Source organism: Telluria sp. ZT3P26 (assembly GCF_059686035.1).
This window is the reverse complement of record NZ_JCASII010000006.1, coordinates 20,693-33,660: the sequence shown is the minus strand read 5'-3', so window position 1 is coordinate 33,660 and position 12,968 is coordinate 20,693. Positions and strand designations below refer to the sequence as shown.

Sequence of the window (12,968 nt, the reverse complement as noted above, 5' to 3'; positions counted from 1 at the left end):
GTCCCACACTGTCGTTACGGCTTTATTTTGCTTGTTGGTTTTTTTCGTTATTTGTTCGGGTAATACGCCGGCAGCATGAGCGTCACTTCCAGACCGCCTTCGTGGTGGTTGGCCAGGCTGATGCTGCCGCCGTGCTGCTCCGTGATATTGCGCGCGATCGTCAGGCCCAGACCGGTACCGCCCGATTCGCGCGAGCGCGATGTTTCCACGCGGTAGAACGGATCGAACACGCGTACCAGCTCGCTGCGCGGAATGCCCGGCCCGCTGTCGCGGATGCGGATGCGCGCGGTGCCGTTGGTACGGTCGACACAGACACGTGCATCGCGCCCGTACTTGACTGCGTTGTCGATCAGGTTGACCAGGCAGCGGCGCATGTCGATCGGCCGGCCCAGCACCGCCATCGAAGCCTTGCCGGCAAGTGTGACGGCCTGGCCGGCATCGGTGGCATCGGCGCACACGGCCTCGAGCAGCGAATCCAGATCCAGCATCTGCATCGTCTCGGTCGTGTCCATGCTGCGCGCCAGCACCAGGCCTTCGCGCACCATTTCCTGCATCGCCGACAGATCGCCGATCAGGCGGTCCTGCAGTTCGGTGTCGCCCACCTTTTCGAGCCGCAGGCGCATGCGCGTGAGCGGCGTTTGCAGGTCGTGCGTGATCGCGGCGAGCATCTGCGTGCGCTGGAAGATGTACTGGCGGATACGCGCCTGCATCGCATTGAAGGCGGCGCTGGCCTGGCGGATCTCGATCGCGCCGACCAGGTCGAGCGGCGGACGGTTGATGTCCTGGCCCAGGTCCTGCGCGGCTTGCGCGAGCTGCTTGAACGGCAGCGCGGTCATGCGCGCAACGAAATACGCGAGCACGGCGATGCTGACCAGGAACATGCCGACGATGATGCTCGTGTCGACATCCTCACCGGAAAAGCGCGGCGGCAGCACCGACAGTTGCAATTCGGCGCCATCGCGCAGCCGCACATCGATCGATTCGCAGGCGCCCTCCCATTTCATGCTCAGCAAACCGTACATCACGGGCTGCGATTGCACGACGCCGCAGGCTGCCGGGCGCGTGGCGCGTGAGGTGACGCGATAGCCCTTGCCCAGGCGCTTGGCCAGCGACGCGGCAAACGGCGTCAGGGGCGCCGCCTGCGGCGGCAGGTCGCCCACCTGGAGCTGCAGGCCCGGACGGTTGGCGACATCGAGGTAGATCGAGCGGGCCGATGCCGGCACGATCTCGGTGGCCATGATCAGTTGCTCGGCGCGCTCGAGCACATGCGCATCGCGCTGGTGTTCGAAGTCGCGCAGGCGCTGGTAGTCGGCTGCCAGCTGCGTCAGCGCAGCCGAGGTCAGGATGCCCAGCAGCAGCGTGAGGAATACGCGCCCGGTCATCGACCCGAAGAAGGCTTTCACGCCGCCGGCTCCACGGTGACCTGGCCGGCCAGCACGTAGCCGCCGTTGCGCACGGTCTTGATAATCTGGGGCATGCGCGCGTCTTCGCCGAGCTTCTGGCGCAGGCGGCTGATCTGGATGTCGATCGAGCGGTCGAACGGATCGGCGTCGCGGCCCTGCGTGAGGTTGAGCAACTGGTCGCGGTTGAGCACGCGGTTCGGGTGTTCGAGGAACACGCGCAGCAGGCGGAATTCGGCGCCCGACAGCATGATGACGATGCCGTCCGGGTTGAGCAGGTGGCGCGCGGTCAGATCCAGTGTCCAGCCCGAGAAGCGCATCTGCTGCACGTTCTCGGACGGCGTGTTCGATGGCATCGCGTGCGAGCGGCGCAGCACGCTGCGGATGCGCGCCAGCAGCTCGCGCGGCTCGAACGGTTTCGGCAGGTAGTCGTCGGCACCCATTTCCAGGCCCAGGATGCGGTCGAGGGGTTCGTTGCGGGCGGTGAGCATGATGACGGGCAGGCTCGAGGTGGCGCGCAGCTTGCGGCACAGGGTCAGGCCGTCGTCGCCGGGCATGTTCAGGTCGAGCACGATGAGGTCGGGACGCGTTTCGTCGAGCGTCTTCCACATCGCAGTGCCGTCGGCGGCGCCGAGCGTCCGGTAGCTGTTGGACTCGAGGTAGTCGGCCAGCAGCGTGCGGATGTCGCGGTCGTCGTCGACGATCAGAATCGTAGAGGGATTATCCATAACCGCAATTATCCGAATTTATGACAAGACCGGCGGAAGTTTTTGTATCGCTGTGTATAAGCCGATAGGCGCGAAACATATGGATACAAAGTGCCCGGCAGAGGAAATCCCATGGTTACAGTTTTGACCCAGGATAGGTCCTGTGCAGCGAGCGTTTCGGATGCACAGCCAACCAGACTCTCACACAAAGGATTTATCATGAACACCCTTCGCAAACACCTCGTGATCGCTTTCACCGCTGCCGGCCTGTTCGGCGCCACCGTCGGTGCCCAGGCCCAAAGCACCGCGCCTGCCGAGGGTCGCCAGGCATCGACGTTGACGGCTGAACAACGCCTGGCCAAGAAGGCCGAGTGGCAAGCAAAGGCGGGCGAGCGCCACGCCAGGATGGCGCAGAAACGCGCCGAAAACCAGGCCAAGCTGCAGGCGTCGCTGAACCTGACGGCCCAGCAAAAGCCAGCCTGGGATGCCTTCGTTGCCAGCCGCACGCCAGCGAAACACGGTGAGCGCGCCGGCCGTGGCGACCGCGCTGCCTGGGCCAGCCTGAGCGCGCCGCAGCGCATGGAAAAGCAGATCGCCATGCAGAAAGCGCGCACCGCGAAGATGGAATCGCGCCTCACCGCCCTGAACAGCTTCTATGCGGTGCTCACGCCCGAGCAGCGCAAGACGTTCGATGCGCAGGCCCAGCACCGCAAGGGCGGGCGTCATCACCAGCAGCATCGCGCCAACGCATAAGCACTTGCCTCACCTGACGCCGGCGGCCGTGCCGTCGGTGTTCATTGTCCCAGGCGTTCCAGCGACGCCGAAAACTTCTCTGCATTCTGGTAGCCGATTACCCGGCTATCAGCAATTTCCTTGCCCTGCGCATCGAACAGGATGATGCCCGGCGGCCCGAACAGGCCGAAGCGCTTGAGCATTGCCTTGTCAGCCGCATCGTTGGCGGTCACGTCGACCTGCAGCAGCGCGGTATTGGCCAGCTTCGCCTGTACCTTTGGGTCGACGAACGTGAACTTCTCCATTTCCTTGCACGACACGCACCAGTCCGCATAAAAGTCGAGCATGACGGTCTTGCCGGCATTGGCGGCCAGGGCCGCGTCCAGCTGGTCCACCGTCTTGATGCGGGTGAATACCAGCCCGTGATGTTGCGGCGTGCCGCTCAGGTGCGCCAGCGGTGCGAACGCATCGCGCCCGCCGCTCGCGACGCCCACCAGCTGCATGCCGCCCATCAGTGCGAATGCCGCGCCAAAGGCCATCGCGGCCCAGTGGCGCGTGTGGCGCAGCAGATAAAAGCCATAGCCCAGCAGCAGCGCGGCCCACAGCAGCATCTGCGCCACTGGCGGGATGACGGGCGAGACCAGCCAGATCGCCATCGCCAGCATCAGGACACCGAACAGGCGCTTGACCGACTCCATCCAGGCACCCACGCGCGGCAGCAGTGAGCCCGCCGACACACCCACCAGCAGCAGCGGAATGCTCATGCCCACGGCCATCGAGAACAGCGCTGCGCCGCCCAGGAACACGTCGCGCGTCTGGCTGATGTAGACGAGCGCACCGGCCAGCGGCGCCGCCACGCAGGGGCCGACGATCAGCGCAGAGATGGCGCCCATCGCGAACACGCCGGCCAGCTTGCCCGACTGCTGGCGGTTCGAGACATTGCTCAGACTGGTCTGCAATGCCGATGGGAGTTGTAACTGATAGAAACCGAACATCGACAGCGACATCGCCACGATCAGCAGCGCGAAGGTGCCGAGCACCCAGGGATTCTGCAGCGCTGCCGCAAGGCCTTCGCCGGCCAGGCCTGCGGCCACGCCCAGCAATGTGTAGACGATCGCCATGCCCAGCGAGTACGTCACCGACAACAGGAAGCCACGCGCACGGCTGACGTTCTTGCCCTCGCCCACGATGATCGACGACAGGATCGGCACCATCGGCAACACGCATGGCGTGAATGCCAGGCCCAGGCCCAGCAGGATGAATGCCGGGACGATGGCCAGCAGGCTGCCGCCGCCGAGGATGCCGGCGATGTTGGAGAGGTCGGATTGTGCTGGTGCTGCTGCCGGGGCGGCCTGGGTAGCCGGGGTGGCAGGTGCGCTGTCGGCCATCGGTGTCGATGACAGTGGCGTCGACATGCCACCCTGCGACGCTGCGGCGCCAATCGGCAGCGCCGGTGCGGCAGCACCGCCCTTCCCTGCGCTCAGGCTGGCCGTGTGATCCTGCGGCGGGTAGCACAGGCCGGCGTCAGCACAGCCCTGGCTGGTTGCCGTCAACGTGAATGCGCCATCACCCTCGACCGGGATGCGGATCGTCAGCGCGCCCTTGTAGGTTTCCACGTCCTTCTCGAACGTCTGGTCGTACTTCACGGTGCCTGGTGGAATCGCCGGCGTGCCCAGCTTGACCGCCGGGTTGCTCGACTTGAACGCGAAGCGTTCGCGGTACATGTAGTACGCCGGCGCGATCGTGAACGTGACTTCGGCGGTCTGCGGATCGGCCATGCGCGCTTCGAACTTGAAGGCGATGGCGGGGTCGAGAAATTCCTCGGCGGCGCGGCCAGGCGCGGCAGCGAACAGCGTGAAAAAGGCAAACAGCGTCAGGCAGGCAGCAAGCCAGTGCCGTGCAGGGAATCGGGGCATGGAGGTCGAGTCAGTTGTAATAAGGCACGGGCATGGTACACCGGCTGCCCGAGCCGCGCAGGGCGGGGCGATCGACAGGCGAAAAAAAACCAGGCCGAAGCCTGGTCTTTTCAACGACAGTCGATTACTCGGCGGTCGGTGCTTCTTCTTCCGAAGTCACTTCTGGACGATCCAGCAGTTCAACGTAAGCCATTGGTGCATTGTCGCCAACGCGGAAACCCATCTTCAGGATACGCAGGTAGCCGCCGTTGCGGTTTGCGTAGCGTGGACCCAGCTCAGCGAACAGCTTCAGGACCATTTCGCGGTCGCGCAGGCGAGCGAAGGCCAGGCGCTTGTTTGCCAGGGTGTCGGTCTTGCCCAGGGTCAGGATCGGTTCGATGACGCGACGCAGTTCCTTGGCTTTTGGGACGGTGGTCTTGATGGCTTCATGACGCAGCAGCGAAACAGTCATGTTGCGCAGCATTGCCAGACGGTGGGACGAGGTACGATTCAGCTTACGAAGGCCGTGACGGTGACGCATGGTAATTCCTTTCGGGTGTTTTCAATGCCAGTTCTTCGATCGTTCGTGCCCTGTTTTCAGGGCACGTCCGCGGACCGGTTCAGTTAGGGTTGTTTTACTACGCTTTTTCATCCAAAAAGGATCTGGCTCTGCCAGTCCTTTTTGGCTGTTCCACCCGAAAGTAGGTGTGTACTTTCGGGTGAATATTCTTACTTCTCCAGACCGGCAGGTGGCCAGTTCTCGAGTTTCATGCCCAGGGTCAAGCCACGCGAAGCAAGGACTTCCTTGATTTCGTTGAGCGACTTGCGGCCCAGGTTTGGCGTCTTGAGCAGTTCGTTTTCCGAACGCTGGATCAGGTCGCCGATGTAGTAGATGTTTTCTGCTTTCAGGCAGTTGGCCGAACGGACGGTCAGTTCCAGGTCGTCGACTGGACGCAGCAGGATCGGATCGACCAGCGGTGCGCGCGATGGCGCTTCCGCGGCGGCTTCGGTGCCTTCCAGGGCAGCGAACACGTTCAGCTGATCAACCAGGACGCGGGCCGACTGGCGGATCGCTTCTTCTGGCGTGATGACGCCGTTCGTTTCGATGTTGATGATCAGCTTGTCCAGGTCGGTACGCTGTTCGACACGTGCCGATTCCACAGCGTACGACACGCGGCGCACTGGCGAGAACGATGCGTCCAGGATGATGCGGCCGATGGTCTTGTTGGTGTCTTCCGACAGGCGACGGACGTTACCTGGCACGTAGCCACGGCCTTTTTCGACCTTGATCTGCATGTCCAGCTTGCCACCGGCGGTCAGGTGAGCGATCACGTGATCCGGGTTGACCAGCTCGACGTCGTGCGGCAGGTCGATGTCCGATGCCAGGACGGCGCCTTCGCCTTCCTTCTTCAGGGTCAGGTTGACCGAGTCACGGTTGTGGACTTTGAAGACCACGCCCTTCAGGTTCAGCAGCAGGTCGACGACGTCTTCCTGAACGCCATCGAGCGACGAGTATTCATGCACGACACCAGCGATCGTCACTTCGGTCGGCGCGTAGCCAACCATCGACGACAGCAGCACGCGACGCAGTGCGTTGCCGAGGGTATGGCCATAGCCACGCTCGAACGGCTCCATCACGACTTTCGCGTGGCCGGCGCCCAGTGCTTCGACGTCGATGATACGTGGCTTCAACAAACTATTTTGCATGAACGTAGTCCTTTTCAATACCCTCGGCTCGTTACACCGATAAGGCTGATGGCTTGATGGAAAACGCCTGCCGGAGCAGGCGGTAAAACGAATTGGGTTACGACGGGAAGAGTAGGAATCGTTGATTCATTGCGAGGCCAACCCTGGGTTGCTGCTCTCGCAAGACCACTCCCGTCGTTCCCGCGTAGGCGGGAACCCAAGTTTGCGACTTCGGAAGCAAAACTTGGATCCCCGCCTGCGCGGGGACGACCGCTGGGAGCCGACAAAGTCGGCTCTGACACGGTCGATTAACGCGAGTACAGTTCGACGATCAGCGCTTCGTTGACGTCGGCAGCGATTTCGTTACGCTCTGGGAACGAACGGAAGGTGCCTTCCAGCTTCTTGGCATCGACCGACACCCAGCTTGGGAAACCGATTTGCTCTGCCAGCGACAGGGCTTCAGCGATACGCACTTGCTTCTTGGCCTTTTCACGCACAGCGACGACGTCGCCGGTCTTGACCTGGTACGACGCGATGTTCACGACCTGACCGTTGACGGTGAAGGCTTTGTGGCTGACCAGCTGACGTGCTTCAGCGCGGGTCGAACCGAAACCCATGCGGTACGTCACGTTGTCCAGACGCGCTTCCAGCAGCTTCAGCAGCGTTTCGCCGGTGTTACCCTTGCGACGCGAAGCTTCTGCGAAGTAGCGGCGGAACTGGCGTTCCAGGATGCCGTACATGCGCTTGACTTTTTGCTTTTCGCGCAGTTGGTTACCGTAGTCCGAGGTGCGGGCACCCGACTTGACGCCGTGCTGGCCTGGCTTGATGTCCAGTTTGCACTTCGAGTCGAGCGAGCGACGTGCGCTCTTGAGGAACAGGTCAGTGCCTTCACGGCGCGACAGTTTTGCTTTTGGTCCGATATAACGTGCCACGTTAGATTCCTTTAATAATTGATCACGCCCCAGAGTGCAAAGGCACCCAGGCGCTAGTCCAGCTCTGGAAAGTCAGGCCGGACGTGGCTTGCATCACCCGCCGCTAGAGCAGCAGGCGACAAGAGCCGGGCAGTATATCCCATTTACGGGCAACTGCACCGGCTTTTCTTGAAAACACAACGGGGCTATGCGCCCCGAGCATCGATTACCAAGTGCACGGGCTGGCGGCAAGCCGCCCTCCCCTGCAACTTAGATACGGCGACGCTTTGGTGGACGGCAACCGTTGTGTGGAACTGGGGTGACGTCCTGGATCTCGGTGATCTTGATGCCGAGGTTGTTCAGTGCGCGCACAGCCGATTCACGGCCTGGGCCTGGGCCCTTGATACGCACTTCCAGATTCTTCACGCCCGATTCCTGAGCGACCTTGCCAGCAGCTTCGGCAGCAACCTGCGCTGCGAACGGGGTCGATTTGCGCGAACCCTTGAAGCCGGCGCCGCCGGAAGTTGCCCACGACAGAGCATTGCCCTGACGATCGGTGATCGTGATGATCGTGTTGTTGAAGGACGCGTGCACGTGGGCGATGCCCTCGGCAACGTTCTTCTTGACTTTCTTGCGGACGCGCGCTGCTGCCGCGCTGCTTTGTTGCTTGGCCATAGTCGGTTCCTAGATTATTTCTTGAGCGATTGAGCTGCCTTACGCGGGCCCTTGCGGGTACGCGCGTTGGTGCGGGTACGCTGACCGCGGACCGGCAGGCCCTTACGGTGACGCATGCCGCGGTAGCAGCCCAAGTCCATCAGACGCTTGATGTTCATGGACAGTTCGCGGCGAAGATCGCCTTCCACGACAAACTTCGCGACTTCGTCACGCAGCTTCTCGAGTTCGTTATCGTCCAGGTCCTTGACTTTTTTGGTGGTCGCGATACCGGTTGCGTCGCAGATTTTCTGCGAACGCGGACGGCCAACACCGTAGATCGCCGTCAGGCCGATAACAGTGTGCTGATGATTTGGGATGTTAACCCCTGCAATACGTGCCATTCGTTATTCCTCGAAATTAACCTTGACGCTGCTTGTGACGCGGCTCGACGCAGATCACACGGACCACGCCCTTGCGCTTGATGATCTTGCAGTTGCGGCAGATCCGCTTGACTGAAGCGTTAACTTTCATTTTGCACTCTCTTCGGTTCGTTTACTTGATGATGTATTTTTACTTGGTGCCGAATACGATGCGGGCCCGGGACCTCGATAACGGGGTCAACTTCACCATTACCGGGTCACGCAGGCAGAAGCGAACACGCATTCTACCCGAGATCGACCCCAGGCTCACATTTCGTTTTCCAGCTTCACGCGGAACGTCGCGTTTGGGAGAGTCTTTCGACCCTCCCCTTGCATTCGGATGACATCGTCTTCTGCCATTCGCGCCATGCACCCGACAACTTATCGCGTCGGGACGCCACCCTTGAAGTTCGCCTTGCGCAGCAGTGAATCATATTGCTGCGACATGACGTAGTTCTGTACTTGTGCCATGAAGTCCATCGTCACCACAACGATGATCAGGAGTGACGTGCCACCGAAGTAGAAGGGAACCTTCCACTGGGCGGTCATGAACTCCGGCACCAGGCACACCAGGGTGATGTAGACAGCACCAGCCAGGGTCAGGCGCATCAGGATCTTGTCGATATAGCGAGCGGTCTGATCACCCGGACGGATGCCCGGTACAAACGCGCCACTTTTCTTCAAGTTGTCCGCCGTTTCCTTGCTGTTAAATACCAGCGCGGTATAGAAGAAGCAGAAGAACACGATCGCCACCGCATACAGCAACGCGTGGATTGGTTCGCCCGGCGCCATCGACGCCGCCAGATCCTTCAGGAACCCGATCACCGGGCCGCTGGAATCCTTGCCACGGGTGAACCAGTCGACAATCGTCGCCGGGAACAGAATGATCGACGACGCGAAGATCGGCGGGATCACGCCTGCCATGTTCAGCTTCAAGGGCAGGTGGCTGGTTTGGCCACCGTAGATCTTGTTGCCGACCTGGCGTTTCGCGTAATTAACCAGAATCTTGCGCTGTCCGCGTTCCACGAACACCACCGCATACGTCACCGCAGCGATCAGCAGAACGATCAGGATGGCCGAGAAGCTGCCGATCGAACCGTTTGACACCAGAGTGAACAAGCCACCCAGCGCCGACGGCAAACCTGCTGCGATACCGGCAAAGATGATGATCGAAATGCCATTGCCAAGACCACGCTCGGTGATCTGCTCGCCCAGCCACATCAGGAACATGGTGCCGGTCAAGAGGGTCACGATGGTGACGAAACGGAAGCCGAGACCAGGGTCAATGACCAGGCCAGGCTGCGCTTCGAGCGCGACTGCGATACCGAACGCCTGGAACAACGCCAGTGCAACCGTGAAGTACCGGGTGTACTGGGTGATCTTACGGCGGCCGGACTCGCCCTCTTTCTTCAACGCCTCGAGTTGCGGCGAAACGATCGATGCGAGCTGCATGATGATCGAAGCCGAAATATAAGGCATGATGCCGAGCGCGAACACGGTAAAGCGGGACAAGGCGCCACCCGAGAACATGTTGAACATGCCCAGGATGCCGCCTTCGTTCTGCTTGAACAGCGCAGCGAGCTGCACCGGGTCAATCCCGGGGACCGGGATGTGAGCACCGATGCGGTACACGACCAATGCGCCAAGCAAAAACCACAGCCGGGCCCATGGGAATCCGGAAGCGGCGCTTTTACCAAGTTGTGAATTAGTCGCCAATTTTTGCTCCGATCAGGCAGCGATCGCTTTACGCGACCGAGCCGCCAGCTGCTTCGATTGCCGCTTTAGCGCCGGCGCTCACTTTCAGGCCTTTGAGGTTCACCGCTTTGGTGATCTCGCCGGACAGGATGACGCGCACGTCACGTGCCAGAACCGACAGGACGCCAGCCGCTTTGAGCACCAGGATGTCGACTTCGCCGACGGCCAGGTTGTTCAGATCGGACAGACGCACTTCAGCCTTGAACGTTGCGTTCAGCGATTTGAAACCACGCTTTGGCAGACGACGCTGCAGAGGCATTTGACCGCCTTCGAAGCCGACTTTGTGGAAGCCGCCCGAACGCGACTTTTGACCCTTGTGACCACGGCCGGCAGTTTTGCCGATGCCGGAGCCGATACCGCGGCCGACGCGACGCTTGTAGTGCTTGGCGCCGTCAGCTGGTTGAATGGTATTGAGTTCCATTGATTTCTCCGTTCGCAAGCCCGAGGGCTTACGAAACCACTTTCACGAGGTACGATACTTTGTTGATCATGCCACGCACGGACGGGGTGTCTTGCAACTCGGAGACCGAGTTGACGCGACGCAGACCCAGACCGCGCACGGTGGCACGGTGATCCTGACGGGTACCGATCAGGCCCTTGACGAGCTGAACTTTAACGGTGTTAGCCATGTGATTTCCCCTTAACCCAGGATGTCTTCGACCGACTTGCCACGCTTGGCGGCGATGTCGGAAGCAGTGCTCATTTTCGACAGGCCGTCGAGAGTTGCGCGCACCAGGTTGTATGGATTCGACGAGCCGGTCGATTTAGCGACCACGTCCGTCACGCCCATCACTTCGAAGATAGCGCGCATTGCGCCACCAGCGATCACGCCGGTACCAGGCTTGGCTGGCATCATCATGACGCGCGAGGCGCCGTGACGACCGGACACGGTGTGGTGCAGCGTACCGTTCTTGAGTGGCACCTTGATCAGGTTGCGGCGGGCTTCTTCCATCGCTTTTTGCACGCCGACTGGAACTTCCTTCGACTTGCCTTTGCCCATGCCGATGCGGCCATCGCCGTCACCGACAACGGTCAGCGCTGCAAAACCCATGATACGACCACCCTTGACCACTTTGGTCACGCGGTTGATCGCGATCATTTTCTCGCGCATGCCATCATCCGGCTTGTCGCTTGCCATTTTCGCTTGCATTTTTGCCATGACGATTCTTCCTTAGAACTTCAGACCGGCTTCACGCGCGGCTTCCGCCAGCGCCTTCACCCGACCGTGGTAACGGAAACCGGAGCGATCGAACGCGACTTCGGTGATTCCTGCTTTCAGTGCTTTCTCTGCGACGCGCTTGCCGACCAGAGCGGCTGCTGCAGCGTTGCCGCCGGCGCCAGTCTGACCTGCCAGCTCGGCACGCACTTCAGCTTCCAGAGTCGAAGCCGACACCAGTACTTTTGCGTCCGGGCTGATCAGGTTCGCATAGATATGCAGGTTGGTGCGGTGAACCGACAAACGGTTCACGCCCAGCTGCGAGATCTTGATGCGGGTCTGACGTCCACGACGCAGACGTGATTCTTTCTTGTCCATGTCAGCTCCGATTATTTCTTCTTGGTTTCTTTAAGCTTCACCACTTCGTCCGAATAACGGACACCCTTGCCTTTGTAAGGCTCAGGCGAGCGGTAAGCGCGAACTTCAGCGGCAACCTGGCCGACCTTTTGACGATCGATACCCTTGATCAGGATCTCGGTCGGGGTCGGAGTTGCTGCAGTAACGCCTTCCGGCATTGCGTGCAGCACCGGGTGCGAGAAGCCCAGGGACAGGTTCAGGGCGTTGCCCTGCACTGCTGCCTTGTAGCCCACGCCGACCAGGTTCAGCTTCTTCTCGAAGCCCTTGGTCACGCCGGTTACCATGTTGTTGACCAGAGCACGCAGGGTGCCGGACATGGCGTTCGATTCACGCGAATCATCGACTACGTCGAAGGTCAGCGTGCCATTGTTGTTTTCCACTTTGACCAGGCCGTTCAGGGCCTGGGTCAGGGAGCCCAGCGGGCCCTTGACGGTGATCGACGACGCGTTGATCGCGACTTCGGCACCGGCAGGGACGGCGATAGGCATCTTAGCTACTCGAGACATCGTCTACTCCTTAAGCCACGTAGCAAATCACTTCGCCACCGACACCGGTAGCGCGCGCTTTGCGATCAGTCATGACGCCTTGCGGGGTCGACACGATTGCCACGCCCAGGCCGTTCATGACGGTTGGGATCTCGTCTTTACCTTTGTAGATACGCAGGCCAGGACGGGAAACACGCTCAAGGCGCTCGATGACCGGACGGCCAGTGTAATACTTCAAACCGATTTTCAGTTCCGCTTTACCACCTTCGGAGGTGACAGCGAAATCCTCAATGTAACCCTCGTCCTTCAGGACGTTGGCAATAGCAACCTTGACTTTTGACGACGGCATTGCGACCGTGGTTTTCTGAACAACTTGTGCGTTGCGAATGCGGGTCAGCATATCGGCGATAGGATCGCTCATACTCATTGCATATTCTCCTATTACCAGCTTGCTTTGGTCATACCAGGAATTTCGCCCTTCATGGCGAATTCGCGGAGTTTAGTACGTGCCAGACCGAATTTACGGAAAGTGCCACGTGGACGGCCAGTGATGGCGCAGCGGTTACGCTGACGGGTCGGTGCCGAATTGCGCGGCAGAGCCTGCAGCTTCAGACGCGCTTCGTAGCGTTCTTCTTCCGTCTTCGACTGGTCGTCGATGATCGCTTTAAGAGCGGCACGCTTCGGGGCGAATTTCTCCACCAGGTCTGCACGCTTCTTTTCGCGGTTAATCAGTGAAAGTTTTGCCATTGCT

General features: G+C 60.6%; 18 protein-coding genes and 1 pseudogene. 1 reads left to right on the top strand and 18 read right to left on the bottom strand.

Going from position 1 to position 12,968, the window contains the following annotated elements; translation table 11 throughout:
- Nucleotides 1–47 precede the first annotated feature (47 nt).
- Together AC56LN_RS18945 and AC56LN_RS18940 are read right to left on the bottom strand one after the other, a co-directional pair.
- On the bottom strand, nt 48–1,403 hold the full coding sequence (locus AC56LN_RS18945) for an ATP-binding protein (RefSeq protein WP_499574027.1): 1,356 nt from the start codon (nt 1,401–1,403) through the stop codon (nt 48–50).
- Entirely contained in the window at nt 1,400–2,128 is a 729-nt protein-coding gene (locus AC56LN_RS18940) for a response regulator (protein WP_183554216.1), read from the bottom strand. The genes AC56LN_RS18945 and AC56LN_RS18940 overlap by 4 nt, the downstream gene beginning before the upstream one ends.
- A gap of 198 nt (nt 2,129–2,326) precedes the next feature.
- Here AC56LN_RS18940 and AC56LN_RS18935 point away from each other — a divergent pair, with 198 nt between their 5' ends.
- A complete protein-coding gene (locus AC56LN_RS18935) occupies nt 2,327–2,860 on the top strand; it encodes a Spy/CpxP family protein refolding chaperone (RefSeq protein WP_499574025.1) in 534 nt (177 codons plus the stop codon).
- A gap of 41 nt (nt 2,861–2,901) precedes the next feature.
- Here AC56LN_RS18935 and dsbD read toward each other — a convergent pair whose 3' ends face one another.
- The 16 genes and pseudogenes from dsbD to rpsN form a co-directional block, all read right to left on the bottom strand.
- A complete protein-coding gene (gene dsbD, locus AC56LN_RS18930) occupies nt 2,902–4,755 on the bottom strand; it encodes a protein-disulfide reductase DsbD (RefSeq protein ID WP_499574022.1) in 1,854 nt (617 codons plus the stop codon).
- Nucleotides 4,756–4,879: 124 nt separating this feature from the next.
- The gene (gene rplQ, locus AC56LN_RS18925) at nt 4,880–5,275 is read right to left on the bottom strand and encodes a 50S ribosomal protein L17 (protein ID WP_183554222.1); all 396 of its coding nucleotides are present in this window, start codon (nt 5,273–5,275) and stop codon (nt 4,880–4,882) included.
- A 188-nt stretch (nt 5,276–5,463) separates the two neighbouring features.
- Nucleotides 5,464–6,441 carry a DNA-directed RNA polymerase subunit alpha gene (locus AC56LN_RS18920; protein ID WP_159627930.1) on the bottom strand — a complete coding sequence of 326 codons (978 nt, stop codon included), beginning with the start codon at nt 6,439–6,441 and terminating at the stop codon, nt 5,464–5,466.
- Nucleotides 6,442–6,728: 287 nt separating this feature from the next.
- The gene (gene rpsD, locus AC56LN_RS18915; RefSeq protein ID WP_183554224.1) at nt 6,729–7,352 is read right to left on the bottom strand and encodes a 30S ribosomal protein S4; all 624 of its coding nucleotides are present in this window, start codon (nt 7,350–7,352) and stop codon (nt 6,729–6,731) included.
- 249 nt (nt 7,353–7,601) lie between these two features.
- Nucleotides 7,602–8,006 (bottom strand): 30S ribosomal protein S11, encoded by a 405-nt coding sequence (gene rpsK, locus AC56LN_RS18910; RefSeq protein ID WP_005663404.1) that lies wholly within the window; start codon nt 8,004–8,006, stop codon nt 7,602–7,604.
- Between the two features lie 14 nt (nt 8,007–8,020).
- On the bottom strand, nt 8,021–8,386 hold the full coding sequence (gene rpsM, locus AC56LN_RS18905; RefSeq protein ID WP_183554226.1) for a 30S ribosomal protein S13: 366 nt from the start codon (nt 8,384–8,386) through the stop codon (nt 8,021–8,023).
- Between the two features lie 16 nt (nt 8,387–8,402).
- Nucleotides 8,403–8,516 carry a 50S ribosomal protein L36 gene (gene rpmJ, locus AC56LN_RS18900; RefSeq protein WP_005663407.1) on the bottom strand — a complete coding sequence of 38 codons (114 nt, stop codon included), beginning with the start codon at nt 8,514–8,516 and terminating at the stop codon, nt 8,403–8,405.
- A 39-nt stretch (nt 8,517–8,555) separates the two neighbouring features.
- Nucleotides 8,556–8,764: pseudogene (locus AC56LN_RS18895) on the bottom strand (S1 domain-containing protein).
- A gap of 21 nt (nt 8,765–8,785) precedes the next feature.
- Nucleotides 8,786–10,120 carry a preprotein translocase subunit SecY gene (secY, locus tag AC56LN_RS18890; RefSeq protein WP_183554228.1) on the bottom strand — a complete coding sequence of 445 codons (1,335 nt, stop codon included), beginning with the start codon at nt 10,118–10,120 and terminating at the stop codon, nt 8,786–8,788.
- A gap of 28 nt (nt 10,121–10,148) precedes the next feature.
- Nucleotides 10,149–10,580, bottom strand: coding sequence for a 50S ribosomal protein L15 (gene rplO, locus AC56LN_RS18885; RefSeq protein ID WP_183554230.1), 432 nt, complete (start codon nt 10,578–10,580; stop codon nt 10,149–10,151).
- A 28-nt stretch (nt 10,581–10,608) separates the two neighbouring features.
- The gene (gene rpmD, locus AC56LN_RS18880; RefSeq protein WP_123069947.1) at nt 10,609–10,788 is read right to left on the bottom strand and encodes a 50S ribosomal protein L30; all 180 of its coding nucleotides are present in this window, start codon (nt 10,786–10,788) and stop codon (nt 10,609–10,611) included.
- An 11-nt stretch (nt 10,789–10,799) separates the two neighbouring features.
- Nucleotides 10,800–11,318, bottom strand: coding sequence for a 30S ribosomal protein S5 (gene rpsE / locus AC56LN_RS18875; RefSeq protein WP_183554232.1), 519 nt, complete (start codon nt 11,316–11,318; stop codon nt 10,800–10,802).
- Nucleotides 11,319–11,330: 12 nt separating this feature from the next.
- Complete coding sequence (gene rplR / locus AC56LN_RS18870) at nt 11,331–11,693, bottom strand: 50S ribosomal protein L18 (RefSeq protein ID WP_183554234.1); 363 nt, start codon at nt 11,691–11,693, stop codon at nt 11,331–11,333.
- Between the two features lie 11 nt (nt 11,694–11,704).
- Complete coding sequence (gene rplF, locus AC56LN_RS18865; RefSeq protein WP_183554236.1) at nt 11,705–12,238, bottom strand: 50S ribosomal protein L6; 534 nt, start codon at nt 12,236–12,238, stop codon at nt 11,705–11,707.
- 10 nt (nt 12,239–12,248) lie between these two features.
- Nucleotides 12,249–12,644 (bottom strand): 30S ribosomal protein S8, encoded by a 396-nt coding sequence (gene rpsH / locus AC56LN_RS18860; RefSeq protein WP_183554237.1) that lies wholly within the window; start codon nt 12,642–12,644, stop codon nt 12,249–12,251.
- 14 nt (nt 12,645–12,658) lie between these two features.
- Nucleotides 12,659–12,964 carry a 30S ribosomal protein S14 gene (gene rpsN, locus AC56LN_RS18855; RefSeq protein WP_332530666.1) on the bottom strand — a complete coding sequence of 102 codons (306 nt, stop codon included), beginning with the start codon at nt 12,962–12,964 and terminating at the stop codon, nt 12,659–12,661.
- Nucleotides 12,965–12,968 lie beyond the last annotated feature (4 nt).